The 21,508-nt window shown below is 47.9% G+C and carries 18 protein-coding genes and 1 pseudogene; 3 read left to right on the forward strand and 16 right to left on the reverse strand.

The annotated features are described in order from the left end of the window. Window positions 1-17: 17 nt before the first annotated feature. From BK127_RS30220 to BK127_RS30245, 7 genes and pseudogenes are all read right to left on the reverse strand, one after another. A complete protein-coding gene (locus BK127_RS30220; RefSeq protein WP_076235830.1) occupies window positions 18-2,468 on the reverse strand; it encodes a heavy metal translocating P-type ATPase in 2,451 nt (816 codons plus the stop codon). Window positions 2,469-2,500: 32 nt separating this feature from the next. Continuing rightward, on the reverse strand, window positions 2,501-2,701 hold the full coding sequence (locus BK127_RS45030; RefSeq protein WP_076235831.1) for a copper ion binding protein: 201 nt from the start codon (window positions 2,699-2,701) through the stop codon (window positions 2,501-2,503). 69 nt (window positions 2,702-2,770) lie between these two features. Then, a pseudogene (locus BK127_RS45790) lies at window positions 2,771-2,827 on the reverse strand (hypothetical protein); the annotation flags it as partial. Window positions 2,828-2,926: 99 nt separating this feature from the next. Then, the gene (locus BK127_RS30230; protein ID WP_083689711.1) at window positions 2,927-3,277 is read right to left on the reverse strand and encodes a metal-sensitive transcriptional regulator; all 351 of its coding nucleotides are present in this window, start codon (window positions 3,275-3,277) and stop codon (window positions 2,927-2,929) included. A gap of 124 nt (window positions 3,278-3,401) precedes the next feature. Continuing rightward, window positions 3,402-4,847 (reverse strand): MFS transporter, encoded by a 1,446-nt coding sequence (locus BK127_RS30235; RefSeq protein WP_076235832.1) that lies wholly within the window; start codon window positions 4,845-4,847, stop codon window positions 3,402-3,404. Window positions 4,848-5,258: 411 nt separating this feature from the next. Further along, entirely contained in the window at window positions 5,259-6,101 is an 843-nt protein-coding gene (locus tag BK127_RS30240) for an aldo/keto reductase (protein WP_076235833.1), read from the reverse strand. Window positions 6,102-6,179: 78 nt separating this feature from the next. Next, window positions 6,180-7,400, reverse strand: coding sequence for an MFS transporter (locus tag BK127_RS30245; protein WP_076235834.1), 1,221 nt, complete (start codon window positions 7,398-7,400; stop codon window positions 6,180-6,182). A gap of 158 nt (window positions 7,401-7,558) precedes the next feature. Here BK127_RS30245 and BK127_RS30250 point away from each other — a divergent pair, with 158 nt between their 5' ends. Beyond that, window positions 7,559-7,921: a winged helix-turn-helix transcriptional regulator gene (locus BK127_RS30250; RefSeq protein ID WP_076235835.1), complete on the forward strand. Its 363-nt coding sequence runs from the start codon at window positions 7,559-7,561 to the stop codon at window positions 7,919-7,921. A 76-nt stretch (window positions 7,922-7,997) separates the two neighbouring features. On the opposite strand, the gene BK127_RS30255 is transcribed toward BK127_RS30250, so the two are convergent. From BK127_RS30255 to BK127_RS30270, 4 genes are all read right to left on the reverse strand, one after another. Continuing rightward, window positions 7,998-8,771: a TPM domain-containing protein gene (locus BK127_RS30255; RefSeq protein WP_076235836.1), complete on the reverse strand. Its 774-nt coding sequence runs from the start codon at window positions 8,769-8,771 to the stop codon at window positions 7,998-8,000. A 154-nt stretch (window positions 8,772-8,925) separates the two neighbouring features. Next, window positions 8,926-9,738, reverse strand: coding sequence for a hydroxyethylthiazole kinase (thiM, locus tag BK127_RS30260; protein WP_076235862.1), 813 nt, complete (start codon window positions 9,736-9,738; stop codon window positions 8,926-8,928). 52 nt (window positions 9,739-9,790) lie between these two features. Beyond that, complete coding sequence (locus BK127_RS30265) at window positions 9,791-11,092, reverse strand: DUF3999 domain-containing protein (protein ID WP_144026605.1); 1,302 nt, start codon at window positions 11,090-11,092, stop codon at window positions 9,791-9,793. Then, on the reverse strand, window positions 11,055-13,631 hold the full coding sequence (locus BK127_RS30270; protein WP_076235838.1) for a DUF2339 domain-containing protein: 2,577 nt from the start codon (window positions 13,629-13,631) through the stop codon (window positions 11,055-11,057). The genes BK127_RS30265 and BK127_RS30270 overlap by 38 nt, the downstream gene beginning before the upstream one ends. Window positions 13,632-13,904: 273 nt before the next feature. Here BK127_RS30270 and BK127_RS30275 point away from each other — a divergent pair, with 273 nt between their 5' ends. Both BK127_RS30275 and BK127_RS30280 read left to right on the forward strand, forming a co-directional pair. Then, window positions 13,905-15,278, forward strand: coding sequence for a sugar porter family MFS transporter (locus BK127_RS30275; RefSeq protein WP_256711510.1), 1,374 nt, complete (start codon window positions 13,905-13,907; stop codon window positions 15,276-15,278). A gap of 216 nt (window positions 15,279-15,494) precedes the next feature. Continuing rightward, window positions 15,495-15,806: a hypothetical protein gene (locus BK127_RS30280; RefSeq protein WP_076235840.1), complete on the forward strand. Its 312-nt coding sequence runs from the start codon at window positions 15,495-15,497 to the stop codon at window positions 15,804-15,806. A 21-nt stretch (window positions 15,807-15,827) separates the two neighbouring features. On the opposite strand, the gene BK127_RS30285 is transcribed toward BK127_RS30280, so the two are convergent. From BK127_RS30285 to BK127_RS30305, 5 genes are all read right to left on the reverse strand, one after another. After that, window positions 15,828-16,562 carry an SDR family NAD(P)-dependent oxidoreductase gene (locus BK127_RS30285; protein ID WP_076235841.1) on the reverse strand — a complete coding sequence of 245 codons (735 nt, stop codon included), beginning with the start codon at window positions 16,560-16,562 and terminating at the stop codon, window positions 15,828-15,830. A 163-nt stretch (window positions 16,563-16,725) separates the two neighbouring features. Beyond that, window positions 16,726-17,970, reverse strand: coding sequence for an FAD-dependent oxidoreductase (locus BK127_RS30290; RefSeq protein WP_076235842.1), 1,245 nt, complete (start codon window positions 17,968-17,970; stop codon window positions 16,726-16,728). Between the two features lie 71 nt (window positions 17,971-18,041). After that, on the reverse strand, window positions 18,042-19,553 hold the full coding sequence (locus tag BK127_RS30295) for an extracellular solute-binding protein (RefSeq protein WP_076235843.1): 1,512 nt from the start codon (window positions 19,551-19,553) through the stop codon (window positions 18,042-18,044). Window positions 19,554-19,631: 78 nt separating this feature from the next. After that, window positions 19,632-20,492, reverse strand: a complete 861-nt coding sequence (locus BK127_RS30300) for a carbohydrate ABC transporter permease (RefSeq protein ID WP_076235844.1) — start codon at window positions 20,490-20,492, stop codon at window positions 19,632-19,634. Continuing rightward, entirely contained in the window at window positions 20,486-21,415 is a 930-nt protein-coding gene (locus tag BK127_RS30305) for an ABC transporter permease (protein ID WP_076235863.1), read from the reverse strand. The genes BK127_RS30300 and BK127_RS30305 overlap by 7 nt, the downstream gene beginning before the upstream one ends. Between the last annotated feature and the right edge of the window lie 93 nt (window positions 21,416-21,508).

A 21,508-nucleotide genomic window follows, 5' to 3' on the forward strand; every position in this document is an offset into this window, starting at 1 on the left:
CGTACAACTCCGATTCATTATAAGTTGGAGGATGCAGAGCGCACCTTGACACGCTGCAGCCGCAAAGCGTTAAGTACGACGGACACCGAACTAAGCGCCATTGCTGCTCCCGCCACCCAAGGGGCGAGAAGTCCAATCGCGGCGATTGGAATGCCGAGCGTGTTGTATCCGAGCGCCCAGAACAAATTCTGCCGGATATTACTCATCGTTTTGCGGCTCATGTAGATCGCATCAGGAATGCTCGTCAGGTCGCCGCGCATCAGGGTGACGTCCGCGGCCTCCATGGCCACGTCCGTACCAGTACCAATCGCCATGCCGATATCTGCCATAGCCAGCGCCGGGGCATCATTGATGCCGTCGCCGACCATCGCCACCTTCTTGCCCTGCGCCTGCAGCTTCTTCACTTCTTCCGCCTTGCCTTCCGGAAGCACTTCAGCGCGGACATGATCGATGCCGACTTGCCCCGCAATCGCCAGTGCGGTGCGTTCGTTGTCTCCCGTAATCATGATGACCTCAATACCCATTTCTTTCAGCCGCGTTACGGCTTCTTTCGATGTTTCTTTGATCGTATCAGCCACCGCGACGAGACCTGCATACGCTCCATCGACCGCGATCAGCATCGCCGTTTTTCCTTCTTCCTCAAGTTGCGTCATCCGGTCAAGCGCCTGTTCAACCGAAACCTCATATTTCGCCATCAGCTTGCGCGTACCAGCCAGAACCTCTCTGCCTTCGACGACGGCGCGGATCCCAAATCCCGGAATTGCCTCAAATTGTTCCGTTGCCGGAAGATCGATGCCTTTGGCTCTAATTCCGGCCACGATCGCTTCCGCAAGCGGATGCTCGGAATCCTTCTCGGCAGCGCCAACCAAGCGAAGAAAAACAGGCTCCTCTATATGTGAGGCGTCAACATCCGTAAGCTCTGGCTTACCCTTAGTTACGGTACCGGTTTTGTCGAGAATGATCACATCGATCTTATGCGTAGATTCCAGATGCTCGCCACCTTTGAACAATACGCCAAGCTCTGCGGCGCGGCCCGATCCGGCCATTATCGATGTTGGTGTAGCAAGCCCCAGTGCGCAAGGGCAGGCTATGACTAGGATCGCAATTCCTTTTTCCAGTGCATTTGCGAAATCGCCGGGGGTAACCCAGAAGTACCAGACAACAAACGCGGCAACCGCGATTCCTACGACGATGGGCACGAAGATGCCAGAAATCACATCTGCTACCCGTTGAATAGGTGCTTTCGAGCCCTGTGCCTCTTCCACGACTTTAATGATTTGGGCAAGCGCAGTTTCCTTGCCGACCTTTGTCGCTTTCAATCTCAATCTGCCGTTTTTGTTGACTGTAGCACCAATGACGGTATCTCCGGCTTTCTTATCAACTGGAATGCTCTCGCCGGTCAGCATCGATTCATCAACCGATGAGCTGCCTTCGAGCACTTCCCCATCCACCGGGATCTTCTCGCCGGGCTTAACCACCAAGATGTCGCCAGCAAGCACGTCTTCGACCGGAATCGTCAATTCCTGTCCGTCCCGAATTACAAGGGCCGTTTTCGCCTGAAGGCCCATCAGCGTCTTGATGGCTTCTGATGTGCGGCCTTTGGCCAGCGATTCAAACAGCTTTCCGAGAATGACTAGGGTGATGAGGACCGCACTCGTTTCGTAGTACATTGAGGGACCGTGATGAGCCATACTGCCCATCGAAGCCCATTCAATCGTTAAGTATACGCTGTAAAAGTAAGCAGCCGATGTGCCGAGCGAGACGAGTACGTCCATATTCGCGCTTTTGTTCCGCAGCGCTTTGAAGGCGCCCACGTAGAACTGCTTGCCAATGTAAAATTGAACCGGTGTTGCCATTGCCAGCTGAAACCATGGATTCATGAATAGATCCGGCATCCAGATCCAGGATAAGAACGAGAAATGACTGACCATCGACCAGAGCAGCGGCAAGGAAAGTACGGCTGAGATGAGCAATTTGCGCTTTTGTTGTGAAATGGCTTTCTCGCGATGCTCCGAAGGATCGGCTGCGTCATGCTTCGCAATCGCTTTATAGCCTAGCTTCTCCACGTGCTGTTGCATGTCAGCGATGGATACATCCGCCGCGTTATATTCGACCCGTGCGGTTTCCATCGCAAAGTTAACGGAAGCGTCCGTAACGCCGGGCAATTTGCCGAGACCTTTTTCAATCTTATTCGCGCAAGCCGCGCACGTCATGCCTTCCAATTTGAAATCGACCACTTCTTTTGCCGTGCCATAGCCAAGTTTTTTGATGGTTTCCTCCAACCGCCGGACATCGACCTTCGCCGGGTCATACGTTACGCTCGCCTTTTCCAATGCGAAGTTTACGTTCGCGCTTGCCACGCCTTCGAGTTTGCCAAGACCCTTCTCAATCTTATTCGCGCAGACCACACAGGTCATGCCCGTGAGCTGCAAGGTAGTTTGATTGTTTGCTGCGATTGCTGTTGCCATTGGTGTTCACTCCTTATCTCGCCTGGGGTTGATTAAACAACGTCGTACCCTTGCTCCTCAATCGCTTCTTTAACTGCCTCGATGGAAACCCGATTTTCCTCATACGCGACGTCCACCGTGCCGCTTGCCAGATTCACTTTGCCAGCTGCTCCTATTTCCTTCAGCGCGCCTTCAATGGAGATTACGCAATGCTGGCAGCTCATACCTTCGACTTGCAATGTTTGTTTTCTCATGTTCTTTCTCTCCTTTAGCGGATTAATTTGTTCATGGTTTCTAGCATGCCGCCCACGACCGTGAACGGCTGCTAATTGATGTAGCACTTGATCGCAGTTGTCGTTTCGTTCCATTTGCCGCTGTACTCCCCGAACCTGACATTTACATTTTTACAGTACCCCCGTACCCTATAAATACGAGGATATAAAAAGCAGCATCGCTGCTGCTTGAAAGCGGTCCGACCTTCATTTCATCAGTTTATTGATCGTCGTCATTAATTCCGTTAATACTTCCGTATCCCCTTCTTGAATCCGTTCCATGACACAACTTTTCATATGATATTCAAGCAGCAGCTTCCCGACACCGTTCAAAGAAGCTTGCACCGAAGCGATCTGATTCAACACATCGTCACAGTAAATATCTTTCTCAATCATGCCTTTAATGCCACGAACCTGTCCCTCTATTCGATTCAATCGGTTGAGCAAACCACTCTTGGCTTTATCGGAATGATGGCTCTTGCGCTCACCTTCTCCATGAGAGCAGAAGCCGGGATTTTGCTCTATCGCTTGTTCCAAGAGTATCGATTCTTCGCTCATCGGAATCCCTCCTTTCTTATCATGATAACATCCCCCCCACCCCTATATAAAGAAAATATAAATTTGTTAAATCGATAGGATCCAGTCAACTACAATGATTTGGCTCTGGAGCTCGATTCATGGATTACATGGCTGCCGTGTTGCTTTGCTCACCCTGCTGAGGTGAACGGATAAACAGAAACGCTAGAACTGCACCTGCAAAAGCGACGATACCGGACCACAAAAACGCTTGTTGAAAGCCTTCGTTTAGCGCGGCGACCGGGTCAACACCGGTTTGGGAAGCAGTTGTTGAACCCGCAATCGCAACCATGATGGCCAAACTGATAGCTGACCCAATCTGGTAGCTCGTATTGGCGAGACCCGATGCAAGCCCTGCTTCTTCGGGTTTAACCCCCGACATGGCGGACATCGTAGCCGGAATATAGGCAAGCGACATACCAAGCGCGCCAAGCAAGGAAGCTGGAAGCACGTTGGCGATGAAGTTCCCATCAACCGGCGTATTGCCAGCGAACAGAAGCATCGAACCTCCGAGTGCAATCAATCCAATGACCAGGTTTGCTTTTATCCCGAATTTTCCGATTAATTTACCGGTAATCAAAATCATGAAGATAGCAATTAGGATCGTCATCGGCAGTAAGCCGACTCCGCCAGCGAAAGCAGAAAACTTTAGCACCTGCTGCATATAGAGATTGAGGAAATACCACAGCGGAATCCAACCACCGGCCAGCATAATGAGCGCGATATTGCCTGCAGCCAGATTGGGCGCTTTAAAAATCTTCAGTGGAACAAGCGGCTCTTTTTTAGTTGCCTGAACGATCAGGAACAGGATAAATAACACAACTCCTGAAATAAGCGTCCACAACGTGGACGGCGCTCCCCATCCATTGTGTTCTGCAGTAACAATGCCATATACCACCAACACCAAGGCCGCTGTGACGAAGATGGAGCCAATCACGTCAATGCTGCCTTTTCTTCGCATTCCCTTGGCCAAAAGTCCAGGAGACAGGAGCAACGCAATAATACCAACGGGTATGTTAATGAGAAAGGTCCACTGCCAGCTTAGCCACTCGGTAATGACCCCACCAAGAAACACGCCGGCCGAACCGCCGGCAGCAGCTGATGCGCCCCAGAAGCCTAATGCTTTCCCTAATTCTTTGGGGTTGCCACCGAAGAGCATCATGACAATCGTTAACGCGGATGGGGCTATTAATGCGGAACCAAATCCTTGCAGGGCGCGGCCAACATTAAGCGCATCCTCGTTCCAAGCGAGTCCTGCCAGCAAGGAAGCTAACGTTAGAATCGTGAATCCCCACATGAATATGCGCCGCTGACCAAATAGATCGGACAATCGACCACCGAGTAACAATAACCCGCCAAAGAAAATGACATACGCGTTGAACACCCACTGCAAACTTGCCTGCGTATAGCCAAGCGATACTTTGATGGCTGGCAGTGCAACGCCAATAATGGATGTGTCCATGATCACCATAAAATTGGCAAGACATAATAAGGCCAGCGCCATCCAGCGCTTGGGATCTGCTTGCGGTAAATTCTGTGCTTGATTTTTCATAATTTTCTTCCTCCTCCTTATGTAACCGATTATTATTTTTTTGTGTCGACGTAATAATAGTATACCCCCCTACCCTATATTGTCAAGAGAGATTTGCCATATTGTCCTTTGTTGCTGAACAATTTAAAACTGAACTATGAAAATGCTCGTTACAACGCTGTTTATTGGCAGCAGACATTTTATGGTTTTGCCTACATTCTCAATTTAACCCATGCGTTTGCATATGGTGACAGCGATGCTGGTATTACCCCAATACATCGTTCCACATCCAGGCTGCTTACATAAAAAAAGCAATAACCCTCAACTACTCAGGATTATTACTTGGAGTCGTGCTTTTATATAAGGAAGCTGCTGCAGGATGGAGGATATTCTCCGAGCCTGCCCCCCGCAGCGGCGCCCTTGTATCCTTTTTTAGAAATCAAAGTTGTCAGGGTCGGGGCCTACTCGCTGGTTGAGATTCAATCCATCTATTCGCTGCATATCGGCATCTGTTAATTGAAAATCGAACACCGCGGCGTTTTCAACAATCCGATGCTCTTTAGTGGATTTGGGGATCGTCACAACGCCGTTTTGCAGGTCCCATCTGATAATAATTTGAGCGACAGATTTACCGTAGCGCGTGGCGATCTCCTGAAGATCAGGATCATCCAGCAGCTGCCCTTGCATTAAAGGAGACCAAGCAGCCAGTTGAATATCGTGCTGTCGGCAAAATGCTTGAAGCTCCTTTTGGGTTAACCGCGGATGGTATTCTACTTGATTCACCATCGGTTTGATGACTGCATCCTTCATCAGGTCTTCCAGATGATGGATCTGGAAATTACTTACACCAATAGCTTTCACTCGTCCTGCTTGGTACAACGTCTCAAGCGCTCTCCATGCCTCTTTATATTTACCTTGAACAGGCCAGTGAATGAGGTATAAATCCAAATAGTCCAGACCGAGTTTATTCAGGCTATCTTCATAGGCCGCTAATGTTGCTTCATAGCCTAAATCGGCATTCCATACCTTCGAGGTGACGAATACCGCTTCTCTGGCAATACTTGCTTTCTCGATCCCTTCCCGGATGCCTTGTCCCACACCAGCCTCATTGCCATAAATGGCCGCTGTGTCTATGCTGCGGTAGCCGTGCCCAATCGCGGTTTGCACAGCTTGAACCAGCTCCGGCCCTTCTTCTACCTTAAATACTCCAATCCCCAACCACGGCATCTCTGTACCGTTATGCAAAGTAATTGTATCCTGTAAGTTGTTCGTCATCTGGATAAACCTCCTAAGAGTTTTCGATAGAAAACTTACTTCGTAAGCATCTACTGAGTTGTGTGCTTAAATGATGTGTTATTCGATTACGGCTTGAGCCGCTTGAGCTTTTTGAACCTGCTGATCCTTTCGTTCCAGAGCGCGGCTCCACCCTGTCAGAAGCATAGCTGCAAAAACCATCACTCCGCCTATCCATGCTGTATGGATGAGTCCAATAGAATCAGCGATCATCCCGCCCAGGAAGGAACCGAGGGCAATTCCGACATTAAACGCGGCGATATTGATAGCAGAAGCCACATCAACCGCACTCGGTACAAAACGTTGGGCCAGCGTCACGACATACACCTGAAGTCCCGGCACGTTCATAAAAGCAAACAGTCCCATGACAAAAAGCGTAATTAAACCCGCTACCTTAAATGGAGCCGTGAACGTCAGGATCACAAGCACTACTGCCTGTACCAGAAACATATAAAATAAAGCCTGAATCGGATTGCGGTTAGCCAGCTTGCCGCCAATCGTGTTCCCAATAGCTATCGCAATACCATAGACAAGCAAAATAATCGCAACCGTTTTTGCCTGAAAACCGGTTATCTCTTGCAGCAATGGAGACAAATAGGTAAACACTACAAATGTTCCACCGTAACCAAGTGCCGTAATAATAAAGACAAGCAGCAACCGACCATTCGTAACCAGCTTGACCTGATCACGCAAGGTGGTACGCGCGCCTTTTCTGATATCCGACGGAACCAGAATGCTGTTAGCCACCAAGGCTATAATACCAATGACAACAATAATGAGGAAGGCAAAGCGCCAGCCAAATTGTTGTCCGATGAATGTTCCAAAGGGAACCCCTGTCACCGTCGCTACAGTAAGCCCTGTGAACATAATCGCGATCGCGCTGGCTCTGCGGTTTTCCGGTACCAAATCAGCAGCAATTGTAGCGCCAATCGACATAAAAATACCATGGGCCAACGCGGATACGACACGCGCTGAGAGTAACACACCAATACTGGTAGCACTGACCGCAATGCCATTACCTATAATAAAAACGACCATAATCCATAACAATAACGATTTACGTGACATACTAGAGGTGAGAGCCGTTAATACCGGAGCCCCAAAGGTGACCCCTAACGCATATATCGAAACGGTTAACCCTGCGGTTGTCATAGATACCTGTAAATCTTCGGCTATGAGTGGCAGCAAGCCAACACTAATAAATTCGGTGGTTCCAATCGCAAATGCACTGACCGCCAAAGCCAGCAGCGCTAGTGTGCTTCTTCTTTTATCCAGGACCATTTCATAACCTCCTATTCTTGTTTGATGTTGTGGTAACGAGTCGACAAATGTTATTATGATCTATATGGACAATAATTAAAAGTACGTACTTTTAAGTTCTATAGGCTCCAATAAGTACTATAGGCACTTTTTAGTACCTATAAATAAGGAGGATCACCATGCTGAAAAAAAAATATAATATATCAGTCGAAGCGACTTTGGAAGTCATAGGTGGGAAATGGAAGTGCGTCATTCTGTGCCATCTAACTCATGGTAAAAAGCGCACCAGTGAATTGAAACGCCTGATGCCCGAAATTACACAAAAAATGCTCACCCAGCAGTTACGGGAACTAGAGGATGATGGGGTCATTACGCGAATTATTTATCATCAAATTCCGCCGAAGGTTGAATACGAGCTGAGTGAATATGGATGGAGTCTGGACAGTATATTAAGCGCACTGTGCAATTGGGGAGAAATTCATATTACAAAGGTTTACGGGGATAAATCGGCAGTATTAGAGGATAATATATTAAATAAATAACTGTTCAATAGAAAACAAAAAACCACCCCATCAGAACATGGCGTGGTTATCGTTGTACTGTTTGTAGAATGATTTATTACGTTCTCCGGGAACGTTTCATCATAATCATATACACAATACCACCGATTACAATCAGTATGCTCACTATAATGGTAACTATTGAGGCTGTCCATGAGGAATTCGGGTTCGCCCCGTCCGCTGCACCCGTTCCCCCAACATGACCCGATGGGGAAGAAGTAACTGGTGCTGTTGGTGTTTCTCCTTTTGGTGGGACCGGAGTCACCGATCCAGGAGCCCCTTCTGAGGCCGAAGGCTGAACGGGTGGTGTCACCCCTACCCCACTCGGGACAGGCTGTGGAGACGGTTCCTTGGTAACCGGCACATTCAGACCATTCACATAGCTGCTGACACTCTTGATACCTTCGATCATGCTTCCTTTTGCCGCCAGCGGTTTATATTGAAGATCAATAATCCCTTGCGCATTACCTGCGTCCGTTCTCGATACTGCCTTCGCCATCTGTTCATTATCATAAACCAGCTGGGCCGTGCCAGACTTGTCGGTGACAACAAGCAGCAGTTGATTGGCTCCCAGCTTCCATGTGTTATACACATCATTGCCGAATTGCTGAATCGCTTCCTCATCCAAACCTTTTGCTGTAACAACAACCAGCTCAAAGCTTTGATCCTGCAAGGTTTCACGCAATTGTTTGACTTGTTCGACAGTAAACAGTCCGGCAGGGTCTGTCACCGCTCCCGAGCGTTCAGGTACATTGGCTGCGTACACGGTATGAATGGATGAATTGAAAATAAAGACGAGCAGCAGCAGAACCAACACTTGAATTGTTCTCATTCTGATTCCCTCCCTATGGATTGCACAGCTTGAAATGTCTGTATATCCATTATTACCACAAACGGGATGCGCACAAACAACAGCCCCACCATTCATGATGGCAGGGCTGTTGTTCGTACTGCTCGTGCTTCGCTTCCGCTTCGTTATTCACCCGCTACACCAGCTGCTGAATCACAGCGCCCTGCTGCAGCGCCTCTTGACCTGTGCGATGCAAAGCATCAATCAGCTCAATTTGGAAAGCTCCCGGACGATCCGCACCGGACACGGCGACTGCTGCTTCTGCAGCAACTCCATAATAGGCCAGCGCGGCTGCTGAGGCCAGAACCAGATCCGGCTCAACCGCAGCAAAAGCGCCAATAATCGAACTTAACAGGCAGCCTGTGCCTGTCACCTTCGTTAGCAGCGGTGTGCCATTACTTACCTTATAACTGGTCTCTCCATCACTAACATAATCGTCCTTGCCAGTCACAACAACGACACAGCCCAGAGTACGAGCCGCATGGACAGCAAGCTCGGCCGCATTCCCGTTGTCTGAACCTGCGGCATCTACACCTTTGATTGTTGATGCTTCCCCGATCACATTAGCGACTTCTGCCGCATTACCTCTGAGTACAGAGACCTTCAGCTCCTTCATAATCAGCCGAGCAGATTCCGTACGGTAAGGTGTCGCTCCCGCTCCAACTGGGTCGAAAACTATCGGAACCTGATGCGTATTCGCTGATTTGCCTGCAATGAGCATAGCGCGAATCACCTTTTTATCCAATGTGCCCATATTTAACACAAGCGCTCCAGCGATCTTGGCCATATCCGCTACCTCCTGCTTGGCATAGGCCATAACCGGGGAAGCTCCAAGAGCCAACAGCCCATTAGCGGTAAAATTGGTGACAACCACATTCGTAATATTGTGAACAAGCGGATTGTTTGCCCTCACCTTGTCCAAAACTTCAATGACCTGCTCGATATGAATGCTCAATTCCCTGTTCCTCCTTGATCGATGTGTAGGTTTATGGCAATTGCTACTATCTTTTGGACCTGCTTAGCTTCATACCCAGTATAACAGCCAGCAGCACGGATACGGCAATAATAATAATATTAAATCCTGCTTTGGTCTGGAACCATGATGAATTCGCTTGCCCTCCACGAGCTACCTCAGGGGCTTCGGTCTGTACGGCCAGCTTGGCAAGAGTCGGATTTTCCTGCTCGATCTGTGTTCGGAAGCTGGCGATATCATAGCTTGGCTTACCTGCGCCGCTATTACCATACACCAACAGGTACGTTCGTCCCTCTTGACGCTCGAATACCAGCTTATCGATCACATAGTCTACCTTCAAGCCGGTGAGCTGGATTGGCGCATTATCCTGATTATTGATTTTGATCGTAAATGCTGGATTCGTGATCGGCACAGCCCCGACTATCGTCGTATTTTGCAGCTGCACATCCTTAAAGTCAAGACGATAAAGCTCACGCTTTCCCTCGATGGGAACATCCTGCCCATCTGCCGTCTGTACCGTATAGGAACGTCGAAAGCTTCCTTGCGCTTCCAGCTGCACCTTCGTAATCCGCAGCCGATTATCGTTGCGAACCTGCAATAACGTCTGTCCCTGTTCCTGCTTCGTGTCATAGAGCAGCGAGGTTGTCTTGGCAAATTCCTGCCAGCTCGTTGCACGTGTACGGTGTATCAGCTGCAGCTGCGGGAATGCCAGATTTTCAGCATTATCGATAATCTTTACACGATAGTAAGTGAATTTCACCGTCTTGTCGAGCACCACTGTATTTTTCTCCAATTGCTCGGTCCGATACACATAATCTTTGTGCAGCAGCTCCCACTGATTGCCGTCGTAGCTACCGTAAAGCTCCAGATGCTTGAGAAAGGCTTGCTCGGGCAAGCTCAGTACTACCCCATTGCCTTGTATATCCTTGGTAGCATCAATCGGAGAAATTCGAAAATCGATCAAGGTATCGTTATTCTTCTTGACCGTATCGATCACATTCGATTTATAGACAACCTGTGTATCCACAGCCTTGGCAGCACCACTGTCCACATAATAAGGGACGAATTGTCCCTTATCATCCATAATCCGCAGGTCGCCCAGATCCTCACGTGCGCCTTTATACACTTCGTCATCCAGAAACAACGCCCCATATTTACCGCTCCCCTGCAGCTCTATCGGTTTCGCATACCTCCAATTGCTAGGGTTGGCGGCTTCCGCGGCGAACCCGGTGCTGCTGAGGCAGAGCAGCAGGCTGACCACCAAAGTCGTGATGACCATCACTCTTAGGAGACTACTCTTTGGGAGCCAGCTGTGATGGATTGTTATCATTAGGCGGCACCTCCAGCTTACTCGAAACCTTTTGATAGCCATAGGAAATACCTAGCAGTACAAGACCGAAGCAGAAGTAGCCTACCATCTTGCCTCCGGACGACATGAAGCTGAGATCGTAGAAGACCAGCTTGGCAGTTGCAAACAGCGTCAACCCGAGGCCTAGCCTGCGAATATACACATATTTGTAACGGAATCCATATACGATATAGCTGATAGCCAGCAACAGGTACAGGAAGCTGAACATCAGGCTGATGTCGCCTAAACGAAGCTGGACGTCAAGGAACGCGGTCGTAATCCCGAGCAAATATACACCGAGTATGACCGGATACAGCTCCGAATTGGTATACGTGCGACGAAGTGCGGCAAGCAGGAAATCGCGTGCACTGAAAAATACAAGCACATGAAACCCGATTAGCAGTACCAAGGCAAAATAGTCGGCTGCCGTATTATCCATATAGCTTGGCTGCAGCACAGGTTCTCCTACTGTAATAACCAGACACAAGATATACCCGATCATGTATAGGAACCAGCTGAAATATTTGACGATCCTATCATAAAGCATAGCCGTTCGACTCAGCCCATAAGCAAGCCCTATCGTGATCATCGCCGCCATAAGCAGCTCGTAAAAGTCATATTGAACCCATGTATAGGGCACCCAATGCTCATACAGCTTATTGCTCTCGATCAACAGGAATACCCACAGATTCGCGAGCGTGAAATATTTAAAGCCTGTTAAACCATGACGGACGATAGGGTGCGCCGACCGCAAAGGTTCTTGAAGGTTGCCTTGCCCACGATGGATACCAACAGCATAGAACAGCATAACCAGCAGCATGCCGATCATCACAGAGCTGTATTTGATATCAAAATACCGGCCTTTGGACAGCAGTACTTCAAGCAGTGCCGCATCCCATAAGTAAAAGGAACCCAGACACAGCAGGAATATGCCCCAGCCCGCTCCCTCCAGCTTATTCAAACCGTTAATGCGGCCGAACATGATCAGAATGACACCTTCGATAAGCCAGCCCATCGCCAGCCACTGAACACCCAGCTGAAACGGAATCATCAGGACGGCGAACGTCAGCGAGGTCGCATAGAACAGCATCATCGTAGCTTTTTCCTGATGCATGACCTTCTCGATAAATCGGCCCAAGCCAATGTAGATCAAGCAGAAAATCAGCGCCAGCAAGCCCATGTAATCCTGCAATCCAGCTCTGCCCATCAGGCCATACAGAATGCCACAGCTGATTAATGTATTAAGCGCCAGCAGACATACGTCTCCGATCGACAGCTTTGCTTGATATCGAAATGGATAAGCCAAGGTGACACCCACGTACATCGCAAAGGTCAGCACGGAGTAGAGCATGCCTACAGCTTCACTTGGTGCGTACAGCACCAGAGCAATCATGGAGGGGGCATTAAACGCAAAGCTGATATAGCTGATAATCGTCCACCGCTTACGGAATGAAACCAGCAGAATAACGAGATTCAGCAGGAACAAATAACCCATCGCGGCATAGATGGCGTTTCCTTCCAAACCAATCGCTCCAGCGTAAGAAAACAGCGGCAAAAAGCCGCCAACCAGACCCAATGCGCATACCGTTTGCGACTGATAACGCAGCGATAAGAGCACGGCCGTTAAGGAAACGAGCACAGACAGCGTTAATCCGGCGTAAAGATCTATAATATGAAGTAAAAAATAGCTGTAGAAGATCGAGCCATACAAAATCGAAATCCCGCCGCCCAGTAATCCGAGCGCAAACGTTTGCTTTTGCTTGCGAAACAGCCATTCTCCACCTACCAGCAGCAGCGCTCCCAGCAGGAAAAACACACTGCCCTTCATATAGTCATTAAACCAGGTGGAATAGGTGTATCGAAAAGCAGCGCCCACTCCGAGAATAATTAACAGAATACCGAGCTTATTGATCCAGTTCAAGCCAATTTTCATTTCAAACTGGTTCTGCTTGATTCGCTTCTGCATTACCTCTTCGCTGACCCCTTCAGCCTCCAAGCGGTCAAACCCGCCCTTAACGTCCTGACGTCGCTGCCGCTCCTGCTCAGCCAGCCGCTCGCGATGGGCGGTGATTTGCTCATTAAGCTCGCTGGAAAGCTGCACAATCCTGTTGAGGATTTCCTGCTTCTCCTCACCAAGCTCTGTGTTGGCCCTCTGCATCAATTTGTCGACATTTTTCTTGGCCTCGGCTTCAAAGGCTGCCAACCGATTCATATGAGCATGGTCGGCGCCAGCGAAATAGGTATTGAGCTTTTCACGGGACACTTTGATCAGGCTCAGCTTTTCATCCAGCATTTGCTCGTTCAGGGAAACCCGTAGTTTGGCATTTTCTTCATCCTTATGCCTGTACTTCTCCTGCAGCTCGGATAAACGGCTTTTGTAATCCTCGTATTGCTGACGAAGCATCTGGTTTTCATGAATCAAATCATGAGATTCGTATTCATTGATTAAAGCCTGATACTCCTTCATCAACGCAGCCTGGTTATCTTTGATCGAAACCATCCGATCTTTAAATTCGTCCATGAATTCCCCTCCGTTTCTCAGTGATATTCGATTGATTTCCATTTTACTACAATAGATCCATAAAAAAAGTACTAAATTCATCTAGTACCCTTCGCAACACAGCTCTATGAGCTCTTACCCTAGTAGATCGTTCGTATAACAATAAATAAAAAAACGCTGATTATTGCAGTTATTTTGTCATATAGATACAAATATTTTGATGAAATACGGGTTAGAATAAACTACTTCTTGTTTTCAATTTGCAGGCATTTCCATTGTAAAGGAGATATGATGTTGACCACTACAAACCCCAAGCGTAAATCTTTTCCGCAATTTGCGACACTATATTCCATTATCGCGGCCATAGGCGGTTTCCTGTTTGGATACGACACAGCTGTTATTTCTGGCGCGATTGGCTTCATTAAAGAGCGGTTCGATTTGCATGCAGGCATGCTGGGATGGATGGTTTCAAGTTTAATCGTCGGGGCTGCGATAGGTGCCGCCTTATCAGGAGTATTGAGCGATACATTCGGGCGCAAAAAAATACTGATGCTGTCCGCCTTCCTGTTTGTAGTCGGTTCGATTGGTTCTGCAATACCGAACAGCGTAACCGGATTGATCATAGCCCGAATAATAGGAGGGCTGGGCGTTGGTATGGCTTCCACATTGTCTCCGTTGTATATTGCAGAAATCGCACCAGCCAGAAACCGTGGACGTCTAGTATCGATTTACCAGTTCGCCGTTGTTACAGGCATATTCGTGACGTTTTTTATTAATGCGACTATTGCGGGACTCGGTGATGAAGCATGGGATATTGCTTATGGCTGGCGTTGGATGCTTGGTTTTGGCATTGCTCCGGGCGTGATTTATTTGCTTCTCCTAATGTTAATACCGGAAACACCGCGCTGGCTGATGAAACAAAAGCAGGAAGTTCGCGCACTGGAGGTCCTTGAACGTATGAATGGCAAGGAAGCGGCAAAATCGGACCTCCAGGAAATTCTGAACTTGAAGGACAACGATACAGCATCACTCAGGGAGTTGTTTCGCCCTGCACTTCGGATACCACTATTGGTGGGAGTCGTTCTGGCCATTCTTCAACAGATTACCGGAATTAATGCGATCATGTACTATGCTCCGGAAATTTTCAAGCAAATGGGTGCCGGGACGGATACCGCTCTAAGCCAAACGGTGTGGGTGGGCATTGTCAACTTTGTGTTTACCTTGATTGCACTCTGGCTCATTGATAAAGTCGGGCGGAGGCTGCTGCTGCTCATCGGCTCCATTTCCATGACGATCTGCTTGTTTATAGTCGGTTATGGCTTTCATTCCGATACTGTGCCTGGGTACCTGATTTTATTGTTCATTCTTCTGTACGTCGCCTCTTTTGCCATTTCGTTGGGTCCGGTCGTATGGGTCATGATTTCGGAAATTTTCCCTACACGAATCAGAGGCCGCGCTACAGCCGTCGCATCCCTATGCTTATGGGTGGCTGATTATCTTGTTTCCCAAACCTTTCCCTCTCTTATCGAAGGTATAGGAACATCCGCAACATTTTGGATGTTTGCTGTGATTTCATTATTAGGGGTCATCTTCTGTGCTAAAGTCGTTCCCGAAACGAAAGGTAAATCTCTTGAACAAATTGAACGTCTGTGGAAAAGCAAATCATAAGAAAACCTCTATCGAGGCCATTCAAAGATGAGCGACCGCGGTTCAGAGGTAGGTTTTCTTGAAACATAAGAATCCTTCAGCTCCGCTGAAAACTTATAAATTCTTATGTTATAAGAAAAGAGCAGCCTGTCTTGCCAAGCTGTGAACTTTAGCTTTGCATTCAGGCTGCTCTATGATAATTTAGTGTAACGCAGGTAAATGTCAGGAGGACTCACTATGAATGAGAAGATTAAGCAAGCACTAGCTGCCGTTATTAGAAACTGGAACTCGATGGCTGGGTCCGATAGCGAGGAAGCCGAGTCAACGGCAGATCAATTCCAAGCTTCTTTTTATGTATGGATCGAGACTGTCCGTGATTGGATTGACGAGCTGGAGCAACGGCCCCAAACGCTTGAGGAAGCTATGGGATTACCAGTTGTGAAGGAAATCCTCGAAGTGCTGCCTGATCCGCTTCTGCTGAATTTCGAGACCGAACTAGAGTTCATCCTTGAAAACAGAAGCCGAATTGACGATGAGAAATACGACTAGCACGCAAAAGAGATCCGTCTCCTAGATATACATACCGCCATCAACTTTAATAATTTCACCGGTGACAAAATGAGAGTGCGCGATGACCGCATAAACCACGTCAGCCACGTCCTCAGGAGCGGCAACTCTGCCCAGCGGTGTTCCTTCACCCAAGCGCTTCACATGCTCCTCCTGACCTTCGACCCATCTTGTCTGCACAATGCCAGGCGCTATGCTGTTCACACGCACTTCAGGTGCCATCACACGTGCCAATGATTTGGTCACACTGTTAGCCGCCGCTTTGGAAGCCGCATACGCAATGGAGCTGCCAAGCCCAGTAAGCCCTGCAACCGATGTGATATTGATGATACAGCCTCTGTTCTTCTTTAACTCAGCCGATGCAGCACGTGAGCAGAAAAACATCCCCTTCACATTAACATCCATCACTCGATCCCAATACTCTTCCTTGAGACCTTCCAGATCATCATGGCTGACAAAATCCGTCACTCCGGCATTATTCACCAATATGTCCAGTTTCCCGAAAGCATCGATCGTGGCCTGCACCATCTGCCTCACCAGCGAATCATCCGATACGGTACCCTTAAATAACAGACATTTTACGCCCAGCGCTTCAATTTCCTGCCGGGTTTCTTCGGCTTCCTTGTCCGATTTGGAATAATTGATCGTTATATGGACACCCTCTCTGGCAAGACGAAGTGCGACGGCTTTACCTATTCCGGTTGCAGAACCTGTAATTAATGCTACTTGATCCTTCACTAGGTTACCCCCTAATTATCTAAAATTTTATAATTATTGTATCGCTGCATCCATGACAAAATCAATGGTATGTTAATAAATAAACAAAAAGCCGAAGAAATTTCTTCAGCTTCGTTCCCTTACATCTTCATCTCATCGTGTTACTGCACAGCAGCATGCATGATTATTTCAAGAATATAACATCCTGATCCTTCAGTATTGAATGTAGTTTGGAAATATCTACATCGGCCAATTCACATTGATCATCAAGTGCTAGAGACGCGGCTACGCCTGCCGCTTGCCCCATTGCGTAGCAGGTCGCCTGCACCCGCATCGAAGACATCGCCACATGCGTGGCCGAGATTGACCTTCCCGCTACCAACAGCCGAGAAACTCCCTGAGGAACCAGGCAACGGTATGGAATATCGTATCCGCTGACATGGCGTTCATCCGTGCCTTTTTTACCGTCCGGGCTGTGAATGTCGATTTCGTAGTTAGTCTGTGCTACGACATCATCGAACCGTCGGCCGGAGGTGACGTCCTCCTCTGTCAAGGTATACAGCCCTTTGATTTGATTCGTCTCTCTGACACCGATCTGGCCTGGAACGTGAGTTAACGCGTAATTCTCAAATCCGTTGCGTTGAAGGTAATTAGCTACCGAGAACACCTGGCGCAGCGCTTCTTTCTCTGCATAATTAATATCCTCTATCTTGGCTCCGTTACCTTTGACACGCGTCATATTCACCAGCAGAGTCCCTTCATCTCCCTGCTCCCAAAACAATCGCCGCCCCTGCGGAAGCTCAGATATTTGCTCGTAATAGTAACCATCCTCCGGTAAATAAAGCTTTACTGGCTTACCTGTGTTTCGCATCATGAACATCAGCGTCATTGGCTGCGTGAGTCCATCTTCATCACGTCCGGTTGTATAAGGCGCACCTGCATCGATCACCACTCTGGCGTCTCCCGTGCAGTCGATTACAATTCCTGCTTCAATCGCTATTAAGCCTTCCCGCGTATTCACTACAACGCCGCTGACTAATCCGTCCTTCTTGATTACCCCTACAAAGCTGGCATGATACAATACGTTCACGCCTTCCTTTGCCAGCTTCTGGTTTAAATAATGACGAATGATAAAAGGATCGAATTGCGGCTTGATGGATTCCGTATGGGTTTTGGGGAGCCGGTCCGGCATCGTTTCTGCAATGATCTCCCTGTAAATCCCAACCACATTGCCGACACCCATAAAAACACTCACATTGCCTAATGTCCCCATTCCGCCCAGTTGTCCCGTATGTTCAAGCAGGATCGTTTTTTTGCCTAAGCGGGCAGCCGAAATCGCTGCAGCCACCCCAGCGGGTCCTCCACCCACCACCAAAATATCCGCGCTGTCGTAGACACTTACATCCTTTTGAAATGTATAATTTGTCATGATTCCACACTCCATCTCCATTTTTTTGTAATCCTTTAGAAGCACGCCTCAAACCATATGAGCAAGCCTACTTATTTGATAAACTCCAGCTCTTTAGCACGTTTTTGCGCCTCATCCATCAGCAATTTGTATTTGAAGGTGTCCTCCATCGTTTTCAGAAAAGCCGGATATTCGCTTAACGGACGCTTATTATATATAAACTTCACAATTTCCTCCTTGCCGTAGCGATCTGCATCCGTGGCATTGTAGCCAGCTGGAGGGATAATGGAACTGTCGATGTTGTTCAAACGCGGCAGCTTCAATGCGAACTTCATATAGGCTTCCTCCTTCGGAAACTTAACTTTCAAATATTCCTCATTAGGGCGACCTGTCATCTGATATAAATGGAAATAATTACCTTCTTTAGCCATCGCCTCAGTCAATTCTATTTTATCCCCGTTTACGGTATAATGCCTGCCTTCTATGCCGTACATGACAAGCCGGTTGCCTTCTTTTCCTGATACGTAATTCAGTAATTCAAAAATCTTTTTCAATTTCTCCGGATTTTTATCGACCGATTTGGGAATGACAAGTAATCTGGAAGGCTTCTCCATATCGTAAGCGGAATCAAATTGTCCACTCGGACCTTTAGGGGATTCCATCTGTACCCAGTCTGCCTTCGGGTTGACTGTTTTATATTGATCAATGAACTCCTGCTTGCCTATCTCCGTCCAGCCCGCGAAAACAATGCCCGCTTTTCCTTGAATCGCTTGGTCACGTGCCATCGTGCCTTTATTGGTCATAAATTGCGGTTCGACCAAATTTTCTGTAACAAGCTTTTTCAAATATTCCAATGCGGCCGGCATGTTCGGGTCGTAGTAGGCATTAAAAAGCTTGTTGTCCTTCACGTAGCTGCTGCCGGGCAATCCCAACCCATAGCTTCCAAGAATCGGAGCAAATGTGTTGAATTCCACTCCCGTAAAGCCATAAGTATCCTTTTTGCCATTGCCATCGGGATCTTGTTCGGTAAAAGCTTTGCCGACCGCATATAGCTCCTCCAACGTCGTCGGTTTTTTCAAATTCAAGGCAGTAAGCCAGTCCTGACGAATCCAATAGGAAGAGAACGGTACATCGGCAATTCGGGTAATCGCATAATTTTTCCCGTTAACCATCCCCTTTTTCAGCAGGTTAACTCCCATAAAATCTTTGGCCTGCTTCAAATCTGTGTCCATATGGGGGGTCAAATCCAGCAGCAAACCCTTCTGGGCGAAGTCATTGAGGGTTGCCAGATCTACCATCATCAAATCCGGCATATTCCCCGCCGCCGAGCGTATTTTCATTTGATTCATATAGTCATTCATACCCTGAATCGTGGTTACGGAAATATCGGTGTTCAACCGTTTATCGAGTTCTTTTTTGATCCAGTCCTCCTGAGGCGACGGCAGACCGGCTCCTTCTAAGCTCATGCTGATTTTCACAGGCTCCTTACTCTTCGCATCCGCAGCACCTTCCTTAGCTGGCTGGCTTCCACCTGAGCAGCCCGCCAACAGGCAGGATACCACCAGGAACATGCCTGTTGAAGCGTTCCAAAATTTCATTTTCATACTTACCCCTGCTTTCGTCTATGAATGAGTTGATTGATATGAAAGGGATTAAGAATCCCGTGATACCCTACCAAGGATTCAGCCTTTGATTGAGCCTAGCAGCATGCCTTTGGTGAGATGCTTTTGCAGGAACGGATACACGAGTATAATAGGCAGGCTGGCCACCACAACAGCACTCATCTGCATTGTAACCGTCGGCACCATATTTTCCGAATTTTCCATCGCTTGCTGGGAAAGCATCAGCATTTCTCTGACCACCACCTGCAGTGGAAATAGCGTGCGGTCTGTCACATACATAATAGCTTGGAAAAATTGGTTCCATTGGCCAACTGCATAAAATAATCCTATGGTTATAATTGAAGGCATTGACAATGGAACAACAAGCTGCCAAAGAATCCGGAATTCACCTGCCCCATCAATCCTTGCTGATTCGAATAGTTCTTCCGGTAAATTCTCGAAGAAGCTTTTCATGATCAGCACATTAAAGCTCCAGATCGCATTCGGAAGAATCAGCGCCCATACGGTGTCCAGCAGCCCCGTATTTTTGACAATCAAATAGGTAGGTATGATACCACCGCTAAATAATAGCGTTAATACAATCATAAATAGAAACCATTTGCGGTACGGTAGCCCTTTACGACTGAGCGGATAGGCCAGCAGCATCGTGACAATCAAGCTAATAGCTGTACCGACAAAGGTAATGAACAACGTAACTCGGAATGAGCTCCAAATATCAGAGGCGCTCAGTATCTTCATATAGGCCTGGAAGGTGACTGCTTTAGGGATCAGCACGTAGCCTCCGTTTCGGAGTACTTCACCATACGGAGTAAGAGAAACGGAAACTACGTAGAGTAGAGGGACGACGGCCGCCAGACCCACAAGGCCCAAGATGATATAAATGAAAGTATTAAACAGTTTGTCTTCTGTGCCTCTTACCATATGCCTTGCCCCCATTTTTTGGCGAGCCAGTTCGAACCAAGCACAAGCACAAGTCCAATCGCCGATTTAAACAATCCCACCGCAGAAGCCAGGCTGAAATTGAGCTGTTCCAAGCCTGTCCGGAATACCCATGTATCCAGAATATCCGCTACCGGATAAACGTGAATATTGTAAAAAATATAGATCTGTTCAAACCCTGCATCCATGACATGGCCAAGTTTTAGTATCAACAGCATAATAATTACATGCCGAATACCTGGTAAAGTAATATGCCAAATCATTCGTAGGCGGGAAGCTCCATCGACACGCGCCGCCTCATACAGCGTCGGATCTATGCCGGTCATTGCAGCCAAATAAATAATCGCCCCCCATCCTAGATTCTGCCAAATTTCCGATCCAACCAGAAGGCTTCGAAACCACTCTGTGGAGGTCATGAACGGAATCGCGCTACCTCCGTTGTTAACAATCCAATAATTAATGAGACCGGAGCTCTCCGAGAAGAGCACCAGCGAAATTCCGTAAATGATAATCCACGAAAGGAAATGCGGCATGTAGCTTAAGGTTTGGATCAATGTTTTGAACCAGTATGTCCGGCACTCGTTCAGCAGCAGCGCGAGCAGAATTGGCGGAACGATGCCAAAGACCAGCTTATAGATACTGATTAAAACAGTATTGCCTAGCAGTTCGGCAAAATAAGGCGATTCGTAAAATTGTTTAAAATGCTTGTACCAAGGGTCAGCCCATGGGCTACTCAGAATCCCTTCCAAAATGTTAAAATCTTTAAACGCGATGACGACACCGTACATCGGAATATACCGGTACACGATATAGTAAACGACGCCGGGCAGCATCATCAGATAGAGCGCTTTAAATCTCATCAGCCGTTTAACATGGTGTAGAAGCCGTAGAGACAAGGCGGACATCGTTGGCGCAGATCTGATTGTAGTGGGTTTCATGATTCCCGACCTCCTTAAGATGGAATACCTACTTCATACATTACCAGTGCAATCGCTTTC

It is taken from the genome of Paenibacillus sp. FSL H7-0331, from assembly GCF_001956045.1.

Coding starts and splice junctions, on each gene's coding strand:
- BK127_RS30290 (WP_076235842.1), bottom strand. CDS start 17,970: ATGACAAATTATACATTTCAAAAGGATGTAAGTGTCTACGACAGCGCG.
- BK127_RS30245 (WP_076235834.1), bottom strand. CDS start 7,400: ATGGTCCTGGATAAAAGAAGAAGCACACTAGCGCTGCTGGCTTTGGCG.
- BK127_RS30305 (WP_076235863.1), bottom strand. CDS start 21,415: ATGTCCGCCTTGTCTCTACGGCTTCTACACCATGTTAAACGGCTGATG.
- BK127_RS30295 (WP_076235843.1), bottom strand. CDS start 19,553: ATGAAAATGAAATTTTGGAACGCTTCAACAGGCATGTTCCTGGTGGTA.
- BK127_RS30280 (WP_076235840.1), top strand. CDS start 15,495: ATGAATGAGAAGATTAAGCAAGCACTAGCTGCCGTTATTAGAAACTGG.
- BK127_RS45030 (WP_076235831.1), bottom strand. CDS start 2,701: ATGAGAAAACAAACATTGCAAGTCGAAGGTATGAGCTGCCAGCATTGC.
- BK127_RS30250 (WP_076235835.1), top strand. CDS start 7,559: ATGCTGAAAAAAAAATATAATATATCAGTCGAAGCGACTTTGGAAGTC.
- BK127_RS30270 (WP_076235838.1), bottom strand. CDS start 13,631: ATGGACGAATTTAAAGATCGGATGGTTTCGATCAAAGATAACCAGGCT.
- BK127_RS30265 (WP_144026605.1), bottom strand. CDS start 11,092: ATGATAACAATCCATCACAGCTGGCTCCCAAAGAGTAGTCTCCTAAGA.
- BK127_RS30230 (WP_083689711.1), bottom strand. CDS start 3,277: ATGAGCGAAGAATCGATACTCTTGGAACAAGCGATAGAGCAAAATCCC.
- BK127_RS30255 (WP_076235836.1), bottom strand. CDS start 8,771: ATGAGAACAATTCAAGTGTTGGTTCTGCTGCTGCTCGTCTTTATTTTC.
- BK127_RS30235 (WP_076235832.1), bottom strand. CDS start 4,847: ATGAAAAATCAAGCACAGAATTTACCGCAAGCAGATCCCAAGCGCTGG.
- BK127_RS30220 (WP_076235830.1), bottom strand. CDS start 2,468: ATGGCAACAGCAATCGCAGCAAACAATCAAACTACCTTGCAGCTCACG.
- BK127_RS30240 (WP_076235833.1), bottom strand. CDS start 6,101: ATGACGAACAACTTACAGGATACAATTACTTTGCATAACGGTACAGAG.
- BK127_RS30300 (WP_076235844.1), bottom strand. CDS start 20,492: ATGGTAAGAGGCACAGAAGACAAACTGTTTAATACTTTCATTTATATC.